Raw genomic sequence first — 16,352 nt, forward strand, 5'->3', positions numbered from 1 at the left:
CTCACCTTTTTTTATCGTCCCCAGCGTAATGCTATGGCGCCCCATGTCAATCCTCCGCCGAAACCGACCATGACGATGACGTCGCCGTCTTTAATTTTGCCTGCTTCCAGTTCCTCTACTAATGAAATCGGAATGGATGCTGCGGATGTGTTTCCATATTTATGGACTGTTTTAGACATCTTTTCAACCGGAAGCTCCAAACGTTCCCGTGCCGCTTCCATGATGCGGATGTTTGCCTGATGCGGAATCAAAAAGTCTACGTCCTCTTTGGAGAGGCCGGCTTTTTCAATAACATTTACACTCGATTCACCCATTTGCCGGACGGCGAATTTGAATACTTCTCTTCCATGCATGATTGTATGCCCTTTTTCATCTAAGTACAAGTGCTGACCGCCTGTACCGTCTGCTCCGAGCTCAAATGACAGTATGCCTCTGTCGTCGCTGACCGGTCCGATGACCGCCGCTCCGGCTCCGTCTCCGAACAGCACAGCCGTATTACGGTCGTCCCAGTCGGTAATGCTTGAGAGCTTTTCCACGCCGACCACGAGGACATGTTTATATGTTTGCGATTCAATGAATTGTTTGGCGGTTACGATACCGTACATAAAACCCGCACATGCGGCGCTGATATCCATCGCGCACGCTTTTTTGGCCCCGAGCTTCTCTTGTATCATACAGGAAACGGTCGGGAAAGACTGGTCAGGAGTAACCGTCGCCACAAGGATCATATCAAGCTCCTCAGCGGAAATGCCGGCCTGATCAAGCGCTTTTTGCGCAGCCTCAGCGGCCATGCCGGATGAATACATATCTTCAGCGGCGATTCTTCTTTCTTCTATACCTGTTCTCGTACGAATCCACTCGTCCGATGTATCTACCATTTGTTCAAGATCATGATTTGTCAGCACTTTTTCCGGGATGTAACGGCCGACGCCAAGAATTCCAGCTTTCATTGGAAAAGACTCCTTTTTTATAATGAATTTAAAACTAATTAGTTATGATCAATTATTAGTATCAGGTACTAATTCTACCCTATTTTTTTTCTGTTGGCAATATATTCGTCTAAACTATCGGACGCTGCTCCTCATAGAATAAAAGGAAGACGAAAGGAGGCTTCACTATGGATATTTTCTCCAAAATGATGTTCGGCGATTCCAGAGACCGGGATAAAGAACCGGAAGAAAACCCGGAGCAGCCTCAGGCTGAAAACGAAGAAGAGATCGATTACAACCACGTGTTGAATCAGCTGGGGTCCATCATGAACTCCCTGGATCAATTAAAGCCCGTATTTAAAGACTTTGCGCCGATGGTGTCCGCCATAAAGAAAAAAATCATGTGAAAAGCCACTTCATGAAAAAGTGGCTCTCTTTATTTATTCAGCTCCCCGGCATCAGATCTGCCAAGCTCATACGCTTCCGCCATGACCGATGTAAACAGGTCCATAAACGGCTGAATCATTTCCATAGACAGATCTATGCCGGATTTCTCAAGCTCCGCCTTTGCTTCCGGCAGGTATTTCATCGCGATCTGCATAAATTCAAGAGACTTTTCATGCTGCATGTGTATCCACCTCTATTCATTTGACGGCAGTTCATTTGTTTGATTATACGTTTTGACAAGGTCTGAGATTTTGTCTTGAAACGCTTTGTCCACCAGCGGGCTGAACGTCCCCATTTCAACGACTCCTTCCCTGAAATCAAAGTCGTGATCTCCGCTCTTGAGCGTACCTTTATTATATTGCTCGGCAATTAATGTATAGGCTTTATCTACGTTTTGCACCGTGCTTGTCAGCACCGTGTTTTTGCCGAGATTCGATTGCTCGGCGACATAGCCGATGGCGTAAAGCCCGTCTTTTTTGATTTGCTGAATGACAGGAACATTATACCCGTCTCCGGCCGGATATACAACATCCGTGCCTTCCGCTTTTAACTTCTCGTAAAGATGCAGCGCTTCATTGCCGTTATCCCAGTGGTCCGTAAATTCAGTATTGACGGTGATATCAGGCTTTTCATATTTCGCCCCTTTGATAAAGCCGTCTACTTCAGGCTGCCACAGAAAAGAGGCGATGACACCGACCTCATTGGTTTTTGACATATGGGCGGCCGTCATTCCCCCGAAAAAACCCATTGCTTCTCCCATAAGGTGAACGCTTGTGACATTATCGCTTTTCGCCGTTCCGTTTGCGACGACGAATTCCATGTCGGGATAATCCTTGCTGATCATATTGAAGATTTCCTCGTATTCATTTCCGTGCCCGTATAAAAGATTGACTCCTTTTTTATGAAAATCATCTATCGCTTTTAAAATATCTTCATCGGATCTGATATTTTCTTTATAATAAACGTCAACGTTAAATTCAGATTGTATCGCTAATAAACCTTTGTAACCTTTTGTGCCCCATACCAAGTCACTGATGGTATCGGGGAAAAGCATTCCGACCTTCTCAATTTTTCCTTTAAACGGAGTTTGTGTGCATCCGCTCAATAAAAGGAGGACAGAAAAGATCATGACAAGCCTGGTGATCAAGCCATGTTCAACCCCTTTTCAAACTCATAACATGTATAATTGATATACGTTTATTGTAGCGGTAATGCACATAACATGGAAGGTATTTCTTAAAAAATGTCGAATATTGATGAAAATTGTCTTTTCCATTCTTTAATTTTTTCTTCCGCTTCCGTTTTTTGCGTTTTTTCTTTTATTTCCAGGGTAATAATCTGATTTTCGTCTTCTGTGCCGTCAGCCTCAAGCTTATTCATCAGCCCGCAGACCGCGTCTTCTAAAAAGATCCTGCTTTCTCCATCTTCTTTTGCTTCCGTCCACGGACCGTAAAGGGGAGGAAGGATAATCGCTTTTGCCGTATCCCGCTGACCGTTTTTTTCCCAGTCTCCGTGATCCTCACTGTAAACAATCCAATATAAAGGCTCAGCCCTTTTTTCAGGCAGACACCCGCTCCCGTATTGAACGCAGATACGATCGTATTCCTTTTCACCGATTTCCTCTATTATTTGAAAAAGCCCGTTTCTCGCGAGCCACATTAAACGTTCTTCTAAATACAGCTGCCTCGTTTTGTCCTCCGGTTCTGCCAAAATGACATCAACGTGCACACCTTCATCCATCAACCGTTCGCACAATGAAAGGCCGAGAAATTCATCTGCTCCAATGATCAGCGCTGTTTTCATCACATCTGCCGCCTTTCCGGTTTTTCATACACACACAAGCCAAACAGCCCTCTGAAAAGAGATGGCTGTTGTATTCTATTCATTACAGGTCTTTTTCATGACTGCGGAAAAACCGGCAGATGGCTCTGTACATACGAGCAGGGTTCTCAAGCAGGTGATACGTGATATCAATCTTGCTTCCGGTCTTTTCCCGGGCTTCTTTATACGCGTTCGCGTGCAGGGTGTACGGGTACGGCGCTCCGGTCGTTCTTTGCCATATATGTACCGGCACGCGGGTGCGGCAGCCGGTAATGGTCTGATAGCTCAGTGAGCTTGCCTCTTTTTCAGAAACACCGAAGCTTTGTGCCGTTTCCCTCAGAAACTGCTTATAAAAAAACTTATTTTCTTTCTCTGATTCAAAATGGGCTTGAAGGTCAAGACAAGGATCTAACATTGCGGCTGAACGGATATGCTCCGGTGAAGACTGCAGCAATTGATCGGCGATGAGGGCGCCCATGCCTTCTGCGAGCAAGTGTATTTTCGGATTGAGGGTTTCTTGTTTCAGCACATAATGAATCAGCTGTCTGGCGTAAAGGGCGGCTTTTTCCGAACCCCAATGCCGTCCGTATAAATTGCTGTTGAAAATGGTGTATCCTTTGTCAAGCAGCGTATTTAACAGCTGGTTTCTCCCTTCATGTTCGAGCCAAAAGCTTGAGTCCCGGCTGACAAAGTGAGTTCTGTCCCCCAGAATAAAGATACAGAAGCCGTTCGGCCGATACGGCAGATGGATGACGTTCAGCTCAGATCCGAATTGGAAAAATCTTTCCGTTATCCCCATGCCTGCCCGCCTCCTTTTACTCCTAATCTCTCTATTGGCTATCATATGTAAAAAGAATGAAAACGGATCGGATAAACTCCTATTTGCTGCTATGTTTTGGCTATTATCCCAAGCACGGGAACCGAATTTTCCGTCAGACGGCAAGACAGGCGGGCACATGTCAGTTTCAGGCGCGCTTTTTGATGAGAAAATGACCTTCCGCCCGCGCTTTATGTATGGTATGATACAACGTAGAATAAAATGAAGGACGAGGTGGAAACGTGCGGTTTATTATCGGTTTTATTTGGACGTTCCTTTTAACACATATGGCCTGTTATTTGGTCGCCTCCATGAACAGCGCGGCGTACAATTTCAAGCAATCATCCGTTATTGCCGTGGTTATTGCGGTGCTAGTCTTTGTTCTTGCGGAGATCATGCCTGTCAAACAGGATGCAAACCAGCATTAAATAAAAAAACCTGCTATTCAGCAGGTTTTTTTGTGTTCACGGTTTTCGTTGGTACGTCCACAATCTGTTGTGGTTTGAAGTTTCAGGGAACATTTCTCCCACCGTAAGCTTGATTTTTTGCGGATTTTTGACCATGCTTCCCGTTTCGCCGATTTCAACGTACACACCGTTATTCGGCGCTTTTTGTCCCGGGCGGAATTGATGCTGCTGTCCCACGTCATTTCCTCCTTTTTCTTTTTTATGTAGTATGCGCTTGTATGCGGAGAAATATCAAAAACCGCTGAATGAGATTCAGCGGTTTTTTTGTTCATCCTGTTTGTATAGAAGAGCTTTCAGGAGCGCTTTTTGCGCGTGAAGCCGGTTTTCCGCCTGCTGGAATACCGCAGAGTTCGGGCCGTCGATAATCTCGGACGTGACCTCTTCTTCCCGATGCGCCGGCAGGCAATGCAAAAATGTATAGTCGGGTTTGGCGAGACTGACGAGTGAGGCGTTGACTTGATACGGAGCAAACACATTCAGCCGCTGCTGCGTCTCTTCCTCCTGCCCCATGCTCGTGAAGACGTCGGAGTAAATCACGTCTGCATCCCGCACCGCTTCCTGCGGATTTTCGGTAAGGGTGATTTTCGCTCCGGAAACAGCCGCCGCTTCTTTCGCGGCATTCACCGCCTCTTCCTCTGCTTCATAGCCTTTCGGCGAAGCAACCGCAATGTCACAGCCCATTTTTGCGCAGCCGATCATAAGTGAATGCGCGACATTATTTCCGTCACCGATATAGGCGACTTTTACCCCTTTTAATTTTCCTTTTATTTCTTGTATTGTTAACAGATCCGCGAGTGCCTGACACGGGTGATACCGGTCGGTCAGCCCGTTTATGACGGGAATATCAGCATGCTCGGCAAGCTCTTCGACTTTTTCATGCTCAAAGGTGCGGATCATAATGGCATCAACGAAGCCGGACAGCACCTTGGCCGTATCCGCGACCGTCTCCCCCCGCCCAAGCTGCAGGTCGCTGCTTGAAAGAAATAGTCCCGTTCCCCCGAGCTGGGCCATTCCCGCTTCAAAAGACACACGTGTGCGGGTTGAAGATTTTTCAAAAATCATCGCCAATGTTTTCCCTTGGAAAATCGGCTGTATCGGATGTTGTTTTAATAATGAAGCTTCTGTCAGAAGCGCATTGATGTCTGACGGGCTGACATCTTTTAATGAAAGAAAATCTTTGCCGTACAAATGGGTTAATGTGTGTTCCGCTTTTATTGTGTGCATGATGCCACTTCCTTTTGATAAAGATCTTTGAGCGATACAGGCTGAGGTTTGCCGGAGCCGCTTGCTAAAAATGCCTTTACGGTTTCCGGTTCAGTAAAGACCGTCACACCGTGCGTCATGGCTTCGATCCGTTGTTTACGCGCTTCTTCAGAGTGATTGAAATTAATATGGACCGCTTTATCCTTTCGCTCTGCCCATGCCGGGAACGCATCTTTGCATACGGTAAATCCCGCCTCTTGAGCCTGACGTTCCAATTCCGCATCACAGCCTTCCAGATAGATGCTGCCTTTTTTCTCCCAGACGTGCGCGTAGATTTTTTTCAGTGCGCTTTCTGCGTCAAACGCGACACACATGCCTTCTCCGGTCGACTTCATTTCCGGCCCGGGCTTTACGTCCACATCCTGAATGGCGTGAGAAGAAAAAACCGGGAATTTCACTGCCGTTCCGTGCTGATTTTGAACCTCGGGCTTGATGTCTTTAAGGGAAGCGCCGGCCAGCAATCTGGCGGCAAGCGGGATCATCGGCACCCCCATCACCTTAGACACGACAGGAACCGTGCGGCTTGCCCGGGGATTCACTTCAAGAACGAGAATATCCCCTTTGTCATCAATGACAAACTGAATGTTCATAATGCCTTTAAAAGCCAGTTTCACCGCGATTTTTTCGGCGGCCTCTTTTATATTCCGCTGCATATCAGGTGTGACAGACGGACCCGGAAGAATCGCAAAACTGTCGCCCGAATGGACGCCGGCCCGTTCAATGTGCTCTGTGTAAGTCGGCACGAATACTTCATGTCCGTCGGAAATCAGATCGATCTCCAATTCTTTTCCTGTAATGTACTGATCGATCAAAATCGGGTACGGCATGCCCGCTTCTTTTTCCAGCAGCTCTGACATTTGCGCTTCTGAATGAACGATGATCATGCCCATCCCCCCGATGACATAAGACGGACGGATCAGCACGGGGTAGCCGATTCGGCTTGCTTTTTCCGTTGCTTCTTCTTTTGAATAAGCCGTTTCGCCTTTGGCATGTTTGAGGTCAAGATCGTCAAGCAGCTGATAAAACAGATCCCGATCCTCCAGGGCATCAAGGGTTTCAAAGGATGTTCCGAGCAGCGGAATGCCCGCTTTTTCAAGCGGTTCAGCGGCATTGATCGCGGTCTGTCCCCCAAACTGGACGATGGCAAAATCAATGTTTTCATGTTCCGCCACGTTTAAAATATGTTCTGTCGTCAGCGGTTCAAAATAAAGCCGGTCGGCGATTTCATAATCCGTGCTTACTGTTTCCGGATTGTTATTGATCATAATCGTTTCATATCCCAGCTTTTGCAGGGTCAGAACGCCGTGGACGGCGCTGTAATCAAATTCCACTCCCTGACCGATGCGGATCGGGCCTGAGCCGATGATGAGAGCGCGTTTTTTCTCTTTTCGGCTGACATCTCCGTCGCTTTCCCCAAGGTAGGTGGAGTAGAAATAATTCGTCTTGGCATCAAATTCAGCGGCGCATGTATCTACGATTTTAAACGACGGGACGATGCCTGATTTCTTTCTGAGAGCACGGATGTCTTCTTCCGTTTTTCCCGTGAGAGATGCGATCATGACATCCGTGAAGCCTTTTACCTTCGCCTGCTTTAAAAGCGGGACAGACAGATGATCCCCTTCTTCCATCAGCCTGTTTTCTAATGTGATGATATTTCGGAATACATGGAGAAAAAACGGGTCAATTTTCGTTTTGGCATGGATATCTTCTATCGTTTCACCGCGGCTTAACAGTTCCATGACGACGAAAAATCTCCGGTCATCCGGCGTTACCGCTAATTCCCACAGCTGATTGATCGTACAGCCGCCGAGTTCAGGCAGGCGGGTGCCGATCGTTTTCAGCTCAAGGGAGGCCGCCGCTTTTTGAATGGCCGCTTCCATATTTCTTTCGATCGCCATGACCTCTCCCGTCGCTTTCATCTTCGTTCCGAGCGTGCGGTCGGCATGTTTAAATTTATCAAACGGCCAGCGCGGGAATTTGACGATGACATAATCAAGCGCCGGTTCAAAGCTTGCATAAGTAGAGCCCGTCAGCGGATTTTTCAGTTCGTCGAGCGTATAGCCGACGGCAAGTTTCGCCGCCATTTTGGCAATCGGGTAGCCGGTCGCTTTTGACGCGAGGGCCGATGAACGGCTGACACGCGGGTTTACTTCAATGACATAGTACTGTTTGCTGAACGGATCCAGCGCAAATTGAATGTTGCAGCCGCCGACCACATCCAGCGCCGAAATAATCGCCAGGCTTGCTGAACGCAGCATCTGATATTCTTCATCCGTTAACGTCTGGGACGGTGCGACGACGATAGAGTCTCCTGTATGCACGCCGACGGGATCGATGTTTTCCATATTGCAGACGGTGATGCATGTATGATTGCTGTCGCGCATGACCTCATATTCGATTTCTTTAAATCCGGCGATGCTTTTCTCGACGAGGCATTGGCTGATCGGACTTGCTAACAGCGCCTGTTTAATAAGCGTCTGAAACGCTTCTTTCGTTTTCGCGATTCCGCCTCCCTTTCCGCCTAACGTGTACGCCGGTCTCAGAATAACCGGAAATCCGATAGACTCAGCGAAGCGGAGGGCGTCTTCTTCGTTGTCGACGATTTCGCTTTCCGGAACGGGCTGGTCGAGCTCTTTCATCAGGGCGCGGAACTGCTCCCGGTCTTCGCCTTTTTGAATGGTTTCCACCGATGTTCCTAAGAGCTTGACGTGATGCTTCTTCAGCACGCCTGCTTCTTCAAGTTTAACGGCTAAATTCAATGCCGTCTGGCCGCCCAAATTGGCAAGCAGACCGTCGGGCTTTTCTTTTTCAATAATGGCCTCAATGCTGTCGGTTGTGAGCGGTTCAAAATATATTTCATCGGCAAACGCCTCATCCGTCATAATCGTTGCCGGGTTGTTATTGACTAGAATAACGCGGTATCCTTCTTCTTTCAGAGCCATGCAGCCCTGCGTTCCTGAATAATCAAATTCAGCCGCCTGGCCGATGATGATGGGGCCGGAGCCGATGACTAATATGCTGGAAATGGTTGTATCTTTAGGCATGAGCGATTTCTCTCCTTGCTGGTATCACTTTTTCTAGAAATTCATCAAATATCCACTCGCTCTCAGCCGGACCGGGATGAGCTTCAGGGTGGAACTGGACGCTTAATACGGGAAGGCGTTTATGAATGAGCCCTTCCACTGATGTATCATTGACATGGTGAAATCTGATGGACAGCTCGTTTTCGTCAATTGACGCTTCATCGACGACATAGCTGTGGTTCTGGCTTGTCATAAACACCCGTTTCGTTTTCCGGTCAATGACGGGATGGTTGGCACCCCTGTGGCCGAACGGCAGCTTATACGTATTTCCTCCGAAAGCCAGGGCAATCAGCTGATGCCCGAGGCAAATGCCGAGTGCAGGGAAATCACTGAGTAAAGATGTAATCCGGTTCATGTACGGCGCAATCGCTTTCGGGTCGCCCGGGCCGTTTGAGAGCACGATTCCGTCAGGCTGAATGTCATAAACGGCGTCCATCTGCTGATACGGAATGACCGTTACTTTACAGCCGCGCTTTACAAGTGACGAGGCGATTGATTTTTTATATCCGAAATCAATCAGCGCAATATGCCGGTCTCCGTTCCCCATTGAAGTGATGTCTTCAGACTGCGCCAGCTCCGCCGGGTTTTGTGTTCCGGATGTTGCGGGAATTTCTCCTGCTGTTGACACGGCAGCGTTCATCGTGCCGCCGGAACGGATGGCTTTGACGACGGCCCGTGTGTCCACTTCGGTTAAGAGCGGGATGTTCCATTTATTTAAATACTCTCTCAAGCTTGAGACTGCTTCATGGTGAGAAAAATGTTCACACGCTTCATAGACGGCAACAGCCTTGACTTGAGGAATTTTACTTTCAAGGTCTTTTTCATTAATTCCGTAGTTTCCGATCAGCGGATACGTAAAGACGATGATCTGCCCCTTATATGACGGGTCTGTAAGCACTTCCTGATAGCCCGTCATTCCGGTGAAAAAAACAGCTTCGCCAACACAGCGGGCCTCTTTTTCAAGTTCACCGCCGAATGATGTTCCGTCTTCCAATACTAAATAGCCTTTCATCTAAAGCCCACCTCTTGATGAATAATTAATTAAAAATATGAATTTTTATACTTTTATATCGAAAAAAATTACCGTTTCACTGCCGAATGCGCTTCGATCGCTGCTTTCAGCATACTGACGGCCGACAGCATTTCTTCTTCAGAAACCGTAAGCGGCGGAAGCAGCCTGATGACATTCGGTCCGGCCGGAAGCACGAGAAGCCCGCGTTCCTGCAGATCTCTGATGATGCCGGACACGGGACCTGCGCATTCAATGCCGATTAATAACCCTTTTCCGCGGATTTCTTTTACAAAAGGCCCTGTCAGTTCACGGTTCAGCTGCGCTTTTAAAAAAGAGCCTTTGTCTGCCGCCGCCTGGAGAAAGTCCGGCTGAAACACAATGTCCAAGGTTGCTTTCACAGCTGCCATGGCGAGCTTATTACCGCCGAAAGTCGTACCATGCGTACCCGGCGTAAAGGCGTCGGCAAGCTTCTTTTTGCCGATCACGGCTCCGACGGGAAAACCGTTTCCAAGCCCTTTCGCAGCAGTGATGATGTCCGGAGAGATGCCGAAGTGCTCATAGCCGAATGCCTTGCCCGTCCGGCCGATTCCGGTTTGAATCTCGTCTGCGATAAGCAGCGCCTGTTTGTCTTTGCAAAATGTCTGTAAGGCTTCGATGAATTCCGGATCGGCGGGATTGACTCCCCCTTCTCCCTGCACCGTCTCAAGCATGACGGCGGCGATATCATCCTCTTTTGAAAGCGTGCTGAATGCCGACGGATCATTGAACGGAAGATAGTGAAAGCCTTGGAGCATCGGTCCGAAACCGGTCTTGATTTTGTCTTGTCCGGTGGCGGCCATCCCCGCATAGGTCCGTCCGTGAAAGGATTGATGAAATGTTACGATTTTTGTCTTTCCCGTTGCTTTACGGGCAAGCTTAATGGCGCCTTCATTCGCTTCGGCTCCGCTGTTGCAGAAGAAAACGAGATCCCCCGCGCTATGTCCGGCAAGCTTTGCCGCGGCTTTTTCCTGAAGATCATTTTCAAACAGATTGGAAACGTGCCATACGCTGCCAAGCTGTTCTTTCACCGCTTCTGTCACCGCATCATGACAATGGCCGAGATTGGAAACGGCGATGCCCTGAATAAAATCGAGATACGTTTTTCCGTTTCCATCCTCTGCGATTGTCCCTTTCGCTTTTTTAATATCGATAGGCCAGCGGCTGTAGGTTTGAAATAGGCTGCTCATGACACGCTCTCCTTTTCTTTGACGATTTTTGTTCCTCGGAAGGCTTGATTGGTGAAAAACGCTCCTTTTCCGTTTACGATCATCACTTCCGCGACATCTTCACTCAGTGCCGATAATGCCGAGTTTACCTTCGGAATCATCCCCCCTGAAATCACGCCGTCATCGATGAGAGCCTGAATTTCTTGCGGCGACAAAGTATCCAGCCTGTTCTCTCCGTCCATAATTCCTTCGACATCCGTGACAAATAAAAGTTTATCGGCGTGTAAGACTGAAGCGACGGCCGATGCTGCGGCGTCTGCATTGACGTTCAGCGTTTCGAAATCACTTGTCATGGAAAGCGGAGCAATAACGGGAATGATGCCTTCTTTCATTAATGCGTGGATGATTGACGGATCGGTTTTTTGTATTTCGCCAACTTCTCCATATTTGTCTTGGTTAAGGTAAGATGCTTGAAGGAGACCGCCGTCCTTTCCTGATATTCCCGCGGCTTTCAGCCCGTTTTTCGCGAGTTCGGTTACGAAAAATTTATTGATCGTCCCTGACAAGACCATTTCCGCTGTTTCCAGCACCGGTTTGGTCGTTTTCCGCTGTCCATCGACAAATTCCGTTTCAATCTGCAATGTTTTCAGCATTCTTGAAATGTCCGGGCCGCCTCCATGCACGACGGCAAGGTTCCAGCCCGATTGCATAAGCTCTTTTACACTTTGAAAAAAATCGGCGGATAACTCGCGGATTACACTGCCGCCGCACTTAAAAACGATGGTTTTCTTCATGCCGCTCCCCTTTGCTATGTGCGATAGCTCGCATTGATTTTGATATAATCATAGGTTAAGTCACAGCCCCATGCCCGGCCGCTGCCGGAGCCTTCCTGCAGGCGGACTGCAATCGTAATTTCATCACCTGATAAGTACTCCTTGGCATCAGTTTCCGAAAACGGCTGAGGTTCGTTGTGTTTAAACAGACACTGACCGCCGAGGAAAACTTCCACTTGTTCGGCCGTTACGCTTGCCGCACTGTGCCCGATGGCGCCGATGATGCGCCCCCAGTTGGCGTCTGTGCCGTAAACAGCGGTCTTCACAAGGCTTGAGCCGACGATTTTTTTAGCGATAATATTCGCCTCAAGGTTATTTTTCGCGCCTTCGACTCTGGCTTCAATTAATTTCGTCGCTCCTTCACCGTCTCTGGCAATATCTTTGGCAAGGTCTTCGCATACAAGCTTTAACCCCTTTTTAAATGCCGGCCAGTCAGGGTGCTGCTCCGTCAGGCAATCATTCCCCGCGCAGCCGTTCGCCATCACAAGCACCATGTCATTCGTCGATGTTTCTCCATCAACGGTGATTTGGTTAAATGAAACATCCGTAATCTCTCTGAGCGCATTTTTGAGCGACTGTTCTTCCACGGCCGCGTCCGTTGTGACAAAGCCGAGCATTGTCGCCATGTTGGGGTGGATCATGCCGGAGCCTTTCGCCGCTCCGCCGATCGTGATGATGTTTCCGCCGATCACCAGTTCATAACACGTCTGTTTCGTCACTGTATCCGTCGTCAAAATGGCTTCTTCAAATGCTCCGGACACTGACGGCGCTTGACCGAGCTGTTCAATGCCCGCCTGAATTTTTTTCATGTCTAAAAGCTCGCCGATCACCCCGGTTGACGAAACCGCAACAAGCTCCGGCTCAATGCTGAGCTGGCTCGCGAAGCCGTCCCGCATTTCATAGGCGTCCTTTAATCCTTGGTCTCCCGTACAGGCGTTGGCAATCGCGCTGTTGACGATAACCGCCTGAAGCACGGCCTCTTTTTTTAAGCTCTCTTGCGTCACTTTCAAGGGCGCTGCCTGAAAATGGCTCTGCGTATATACCGCCGCACTGACTGCAGGCGCTTCGCTGATAATCGCTCCGAGATCTTTTTTTGAATAGCGCAGACCGCAGTGCACGCCCTTTGCCTCAAACCCTTTCGGCGAAGATACGCCGCCTTTTACTTTCGTGATTTCCTCACTCAGCTGAATCATATTTTCGAATCCCTCTTTCGTTCTATGGATAGACTGGCGTCATCGTAAGTCCCGTTTCTTCCTGCCAGCCATTCATGATATTTAAATTTTGAACCGCCTGCCCTGCGGCGCCTTTCATCAGATTATCTATGACAGAAACGATGGTGGCACGGTTTGTTCTTTCATCCACGGTGACACTGATATCACAAAAATTGCTGCCGTATACCTCTTTCGTCGCCGGAAATTCACCTTCCGGCCTGATTCTGACAAAATATGAATCTTTGTAGAATTCGGAATACAATTCTCTTACCTGTGCAGCAGACATACCAGGGGGAGCCTCCGTATACATCGTCGCCATAATGCCCCTTGTCATCGGCGCCAAATGTGCGGAAAACGTGATCGGACCTGTGCCGGGCTGCCAAGCCGCTAATTGCTGTTCAATTTCCGGAGTATGCTGATGCTCATTAACCTTATAAATTTTAAAATTATCATTCAGCTCAGAATAATGAGTGCCCATGGATGCTTTTCGGCCGGCACCGGATACGCCTGTTTTCGCATCAACAATCAGAAATGAATCTTGTAAAAGCTTATTCTTCGCCAGCGGGGCGAGCCCGAGCAGCACAGCCGTCGGAAAACATCCCGGATTGGCAATCAGCTTAGCAGTCTGAATCTCTTCTTTTTGCAGTTCGGCTAAACCGTAAACCGCGCTTTGAATCGTTCCTTTCGGCGCGGCCTTCCGCTTATACCACTTTTCATACACGGCCGGGTTTTGAATCCGCAGATCGCCGGATAGATCAATGACCGGGATGCCCGCCTCCGCCAGCTTGGGCGACCACTCTCCGGAAACGCCGGGCGGCGCGGCTATAAACATGACATCAATTTCGTTTCGAATCGTTTCTATATGAAGCGGCTGAAGTGATTGTGACGCTATATTCCTCAAATGCGGATATGAAGCGGCATATTCTTTTCCTTCGTCGCTCGATGAATATAATATACAATCTTCTGCATAAGGGTGATGGTTAAGAATCCTGACAAGTTCGGCGCCTCCATAACCAGTTGCGCCTATAATACCTATTTTCAACGGGTTCACCTTCTTGGTTTTTGTGAAATTATTTAACATTATAACATGAATAAAAATTAATTCAATTGTATATTTAATATTTTTTCATTCATTTTCCATCGGTTTTCGCTGACAAAAAACCCCCTCTCGATCGAGGGGGTTTCATAAGAAAAACAGGCTGATCGGATCAGCCTGTTTTTTTCAGCATCATCAGCCCGCTTATAAAAAACAGCACGGAGCTGGCGTAAAAAATAATATAAACCGTGAAGAAATCAGCGAGAAACCCGCCGAGAATAATGGCGGCAGCTGAAAATACGGCCGTCCAGAAATGATAGCTGCCGACTTTTTTCCCCCGCTCCCCGCCGTCAGTGTAATCGGCGATCATGATTTTCTCGCCGTGTTTTTGCATGGCGCCGAACAGGCCCAAAAGCACCTGCACCACATAAACCTGGTGCACGCCGGTAATGTGCGGGAGCGTCAGAAGAAGCACCGCCATCCCCCACGAATTCGCCATCAGGAACCAGCGGGGATCCAGTCTTGCCGACAGCCGGCCGAGCAGCGGATGAATCAATGCGCCGCTCAGGCCGAACAAGCCGTATGATAGACCGAATTGCGTGTAGCTGGAACCGATGTTTTTAATAAATAAAATATAAAACGGAAAGATCAGGCTGCCGGCAAAAAAGACACTGCTCTGAGACAGGATCAGCCATTTTAAATGGTTGTGTTTCATGATTTGTACCTCTGATAAAAATAATTCATAAACAAGTCATCGGGATCATATTTTTGTTTTTTCTGAAAGAACATATCGCTTTTCGGATATGCCTCGCGCATCTGCTCTTTCGTTTGATACAGCATATACGGCAGATAATAGCTGCCGCGGTGGCGCAACGCCGTATCCGTCATTTTTCTGACAATCCGCGCTGCACTCGCCTGGCTGTCTTTTGAAAACCCTTCATTGATTAAAAGAACGAGTGAAAACATGTCTTCCTTTGCGTATGACAGATCGGCTTTTTCATTTTTTTGCACGTAGCGGATCGTAATATTTACGAGATTGAGATCTTCATGTGACAGCGTCTTGCGTAAATCATGAATGTACGGTGCAAATTCGCCGACGGGCACGAAGTATTCTTGAAGCACGTCGGTGTTGTCCGTGTTTTCATATTCCAAAAATTTCGATTCTGACCGCATGACATTGTTCCTGGAGACTTTCACGCCGTTTTGACTGAGAAAATAAGACTGCTGGGTTGACCAGAACCAATTTCTTCCCCAGTCATACCGGCGGGAGAGGCCGAGCGCGAATTTCGTCAGCGCCGGATGCTCATCTTCTTTCAGTTCATTGTGCCGCTTTAATTCTTTCTGGTTGTCTGAGAGTGTGTAATCAGTCACATACATATCGTGCAAAAAGCCTTTATCCCCTGTTGCGATCCGCGCGAGATGCATGCGCACGGCGGGGTTGCGCTGAACATGCTGCGTAAAATATTGACTGTATGTATCAGCGTTCATGCGTTTCGTTTTCATTTCATAAAGCTCATCATCCGTCAGCTCAATATCCGCGTCAAGGATGACGCCGAACAGGCCGTAGCCGCCGATGACGGCTGAAAACAGGTCATCTTTCGGAGTAACGGTGATGACTTTGCCGTCCGCCTTTAAAAGATGAAACGATTTGACCGTATCAATCAGCGAACCGTACCGGATATCCCGGCCGTGGGCGTTGGCGCTCAGTGAGCCCCCGATCGTAAAAATGTTTTGCGATTGCATGACTTTTACCGCGAGCCCGTACGGATTGACATAGCGCTGAATATCATTCCACGTCGCTCCCGCCTGCACTCTGATGATTTTTTTCTTTCGGTCGAGACCGAGTATTTTGTTGTAGCCCGTCATGTCGAGAACGATACCGTCTTCATAATACGTCTGGCCGCCCATTGAGTGCTGGGCGCCTGCGATTGAGATCTTCAAATGCTTTCTCTTTGCTTCCTTAATCGTTTCGACCAATGTTTCTTTCTCTTTTCCTTTGACCGTCTGCTTAATTTTCACGGGCATGAGACGGCTGACATCCGTCATTGTCCCTGCCTGCCGCTCCGGCTCTTTGTGAAAGGCGGAAACAGCGAACAGCGCCGTATAAACAAGAATGCTAAGGATAATGAGAAGTAATTTTTTCTTCATGGGTTCCTCCCTCGCATGCAGCCGGTCTATTATATCATGCCTCCGTCCGTTTTTTTCCTTTTTAACCCGATACCGCAAAA

At 48.2% G+C, this 16,352-nt stretch carries 17 protein-coding genes; 2 read left to right on the forward strand and 15 right to left on the reverse strand.

The window, feature by feature from the left end; genetic code table 11:
- Positions 1 to 11: 11 nt before the first annotated feature.
- Entirely contained in the window at positions 12 to 950 is a 939-nt protein-coding gene (locus tag AC2CGA_RS05350; RefSeq protein ID WP_003155057.1) for a beta-ketoacyl-ACP synthase III, read from the reverse strand.
- A 167-nt stretch (positions 951 to 1,117) separates the two neighbouring features.
- Between AC2CGA_RS05350 and AC2CGA_RS05355 the strand changes: the two genes are divergently transcribed.
- Complete coding sequence (locus AC2CGA_RS05355; protein ID WP_003155059.1) at positions 1,118 to 1,336, forward strand: hypothetical protein; 219 nt, start codon at positions 1,118 to 1,120, stop codon at positions 1,334 to 1,336.
- Between the two features lie 29 nt (positions 1,337 to 1,365).
- Here the strand turns inward: AC2CGA_RS05355 and AC2CGA_RS05360 are convergent, their stop codons facing one another.
- From AC2CGA_RS05360 to AC2CGA_RS05375, 4 genes are all read right to left on the reverse strand, one after another.
- A complete protein-coding gene (locus tag AC2CGA_RS05360; RefSeq protein ID WP_003155061.1) occupies positions 1,366 to 1,557 on the reverse strand; it encodes a ComZ family protein in 192 nt (63 codons plus the stop codon).
- A gap of 12 nt (positions 1,558 to 1,569) precedes the next feature.
- Complete coding sequence (locus AC2CGA_RS05365; RefSeq protein ID WP_003155063.1) at positions 1,570 to 2,523, reverse strand: BMP family ABC transporter substrate-binding protein; 954 nt, start codon at positions 2,521 to 2,523, stop codon at positions 1,570 to 1,572.
- An 89-nt stretch (positions 2,524 to 2,612) separates the two neighbouring features.
- On the reverse strand, positions 2,613 to 3,179 hold the full coding sequence (locus tag AC2CGA_RS05370; RefSeq protein WP_003155065.1) for a Rossmann-fold NAD(P)-binding domain-containing protein: 567 nt from the start codon (positions 3,177 to 3,179) through the stop codon (positions 2,613 to 2,615).
- An 82-nt stretch (positions 3,180 to 3,261) separates the two neighbouring features.
- Positions 3,262 to 3,996 carry a lipase family protein gene (locus AC2CGA_RS05375; RefSeq protein WP_003155067.1) on the reverse strand — a complete coding sequence of 245 codons (735 nt, stop codon included), beginning with the start codon at positions 3,994 to 3,996 and terminating at the stop codon, positions 3,262 to 3,264.
- Positions 3,997 to 4,256: 260 nt separating this feature from the next.
- Between AC2CGA_RS05375 and AC2CGA_RS05380 the strand changes: the two genes are divergently transcribed.
- Positions 4,257 to 4,442 (forward strand): YjzD family protein, encoded by a 186-nt coding sequence (locus tag AC2CGA_RS05380; protein WP_003155069.1) that lies wholly within the window; start codon positions 4,257 to 4,259, stop codon positions 4,440 to 4,442.
- Between the two features lie 36 nt (positions 4,443 to 4,478).
- On the opposite strand, the gene AC2CGA_RS05385 is transcribed toward AC2CGA_RS05380, so the two are convergent.
- The 10 genes from AC2CGA_RS05385 to AC2CGA_RS05430 all read right to left on the reverse strand — a co-directional run bounded on the left by AC2CGA_RS05385 (position 4,479) and on the right by AC2CGA_RS05430 (position 16,272).
- Complete coding sequence (locus AC2CGA_RS05385) at positions 4,479 to 4,658, reverse strand: YjzC family protein (protein WP_003155070.1); 180 nt, start codon at positions 4,656 to 4,658, stop codon at positions 4,479 to 4,481.
- A 75-nt stretch (positions 4,659 to 4,733) separates the two neighbouring features.
- Entirely contained in the window at positions 4,734 to 5,705 is a 972-nt protein-coding gene (argF, locus tag AC2CGA_RS05390; protein ID WP_015388451.1) for an ornithine carbamoyltransferase, read from the reverse strand.
- Entirely contained in the window at positions 5,693 to 8,788 is a 3,096-nt protein-coding gene (gene carB / locus AC2CGA_RS05395) for a carbamoyl-phosphate synthase (glutamine-hydrolyzing) large subunit (protein WP_171463467.1), read from the reverse strand. The genes argF and carB overlap by 13 nt, the downstream gene beginning before the upstream one ends.
- Positions 8,781 to 9,839, reverse strand: a complete 1,059-nt coding sequence (locus AC2CGA_RS05400) for a carbamoyl phosphate synthase small subunit (RefSeq protein ID WP_139885208.1) — start codon at positions 9,837 to 9,839, stop codon at positions 8,781 to 8,783. The genes carB and AC2CGA_RS05400 overlap by 8 nt, the downstream gene beginning before the upstream one ends.
- A gap of 68 nt (positions 9,840 to 9,907) precedes the next feature.
- Positions 9,908 to 11,065, reverse strand: coding sequence for an acetylornithine transaminase (gene argD / locus AC2CGA_RS05405; protein ID WP_139885207.1), 1,158 nt, complete (start codon positions 11,063 to 11,065; stop codon positions 9,908 to 9,910).
- Positions 11,062 to 11,838 (reverse strand): acetylglutamate kinase, encoded by a 777-nt coding sequence (gene argB / locus AC2CGA_RS05410; protein ID WP_139885206.1) that lies wholly within the window; start codon positions 11,836 to 11,838, stop codon positions 11,062 to 11,064. Before argB ends, argD begins: the two co-directional genes overlap by 4 nt.
- Positions 11,839 to 11,852: 14 nt before the next feature.
- Positions 11,853 to 13,070, reverse strand: a complete 1,218-nt coding sequence (gene argJ, locus AC2CGA_RS05415; RefSeq protein WP_139885205.1) for a bifunctional ornithine acetyltransferase/N-acetylglutamate synthase — start codon at positions 13,068 to 13,070, stop codon at positions 11,853 to 11,855.
- Between the two features lie 22 nt (positions 13,071 to 13,092).
- Positions 13,093 to 14,130: an N-acetyl-gamma-glutamyl-phosphate reductase gene (argC, locus tag AC2CGA_RS05420; RefSeq protein ID WP_014417398.1), complete on the reverse strand. Its 1,038-nt coding sequence runs from the start codon at positions 14,128 to 14,130 to the stop codon at positions 13,093 to 13,095.
- Between the two features lie 166 nt (positions 14,131 to 14,296).
- The gene (locus tag AC2CGA_RS05425; RefSeq protein WP_003155082.1) at positions 14,297 to 14,839 is read right to left on the reverse strand and encodes an MFS transporter; all 543 of its coding nucleotides are present in this window, start codon (positions 14,837 to 14,839) and stop codon (positions 14,297 to 14,299) included.
- A complete protein-coding gene (locus AC2CGA_RS05430; protein WP_139885204.1) occupies positions 14,836 to 16,272 on the reverse strand; it encodes an FAD-binding oxidoreductase in 1,437 nt (478 codons plus the stop codon). The genes AC2CGA_RS05425 and AC2CGA_RS05430 overlap by 4 nt, the downstream gene beginning before the upstream one ends.
- Positions 16,273 to 16,352: the final 80 nt, after the last annotated feature.

It is taken from the genome of Bacillus sp. SYZHCR11 (genome assembly GCF_057196865.1).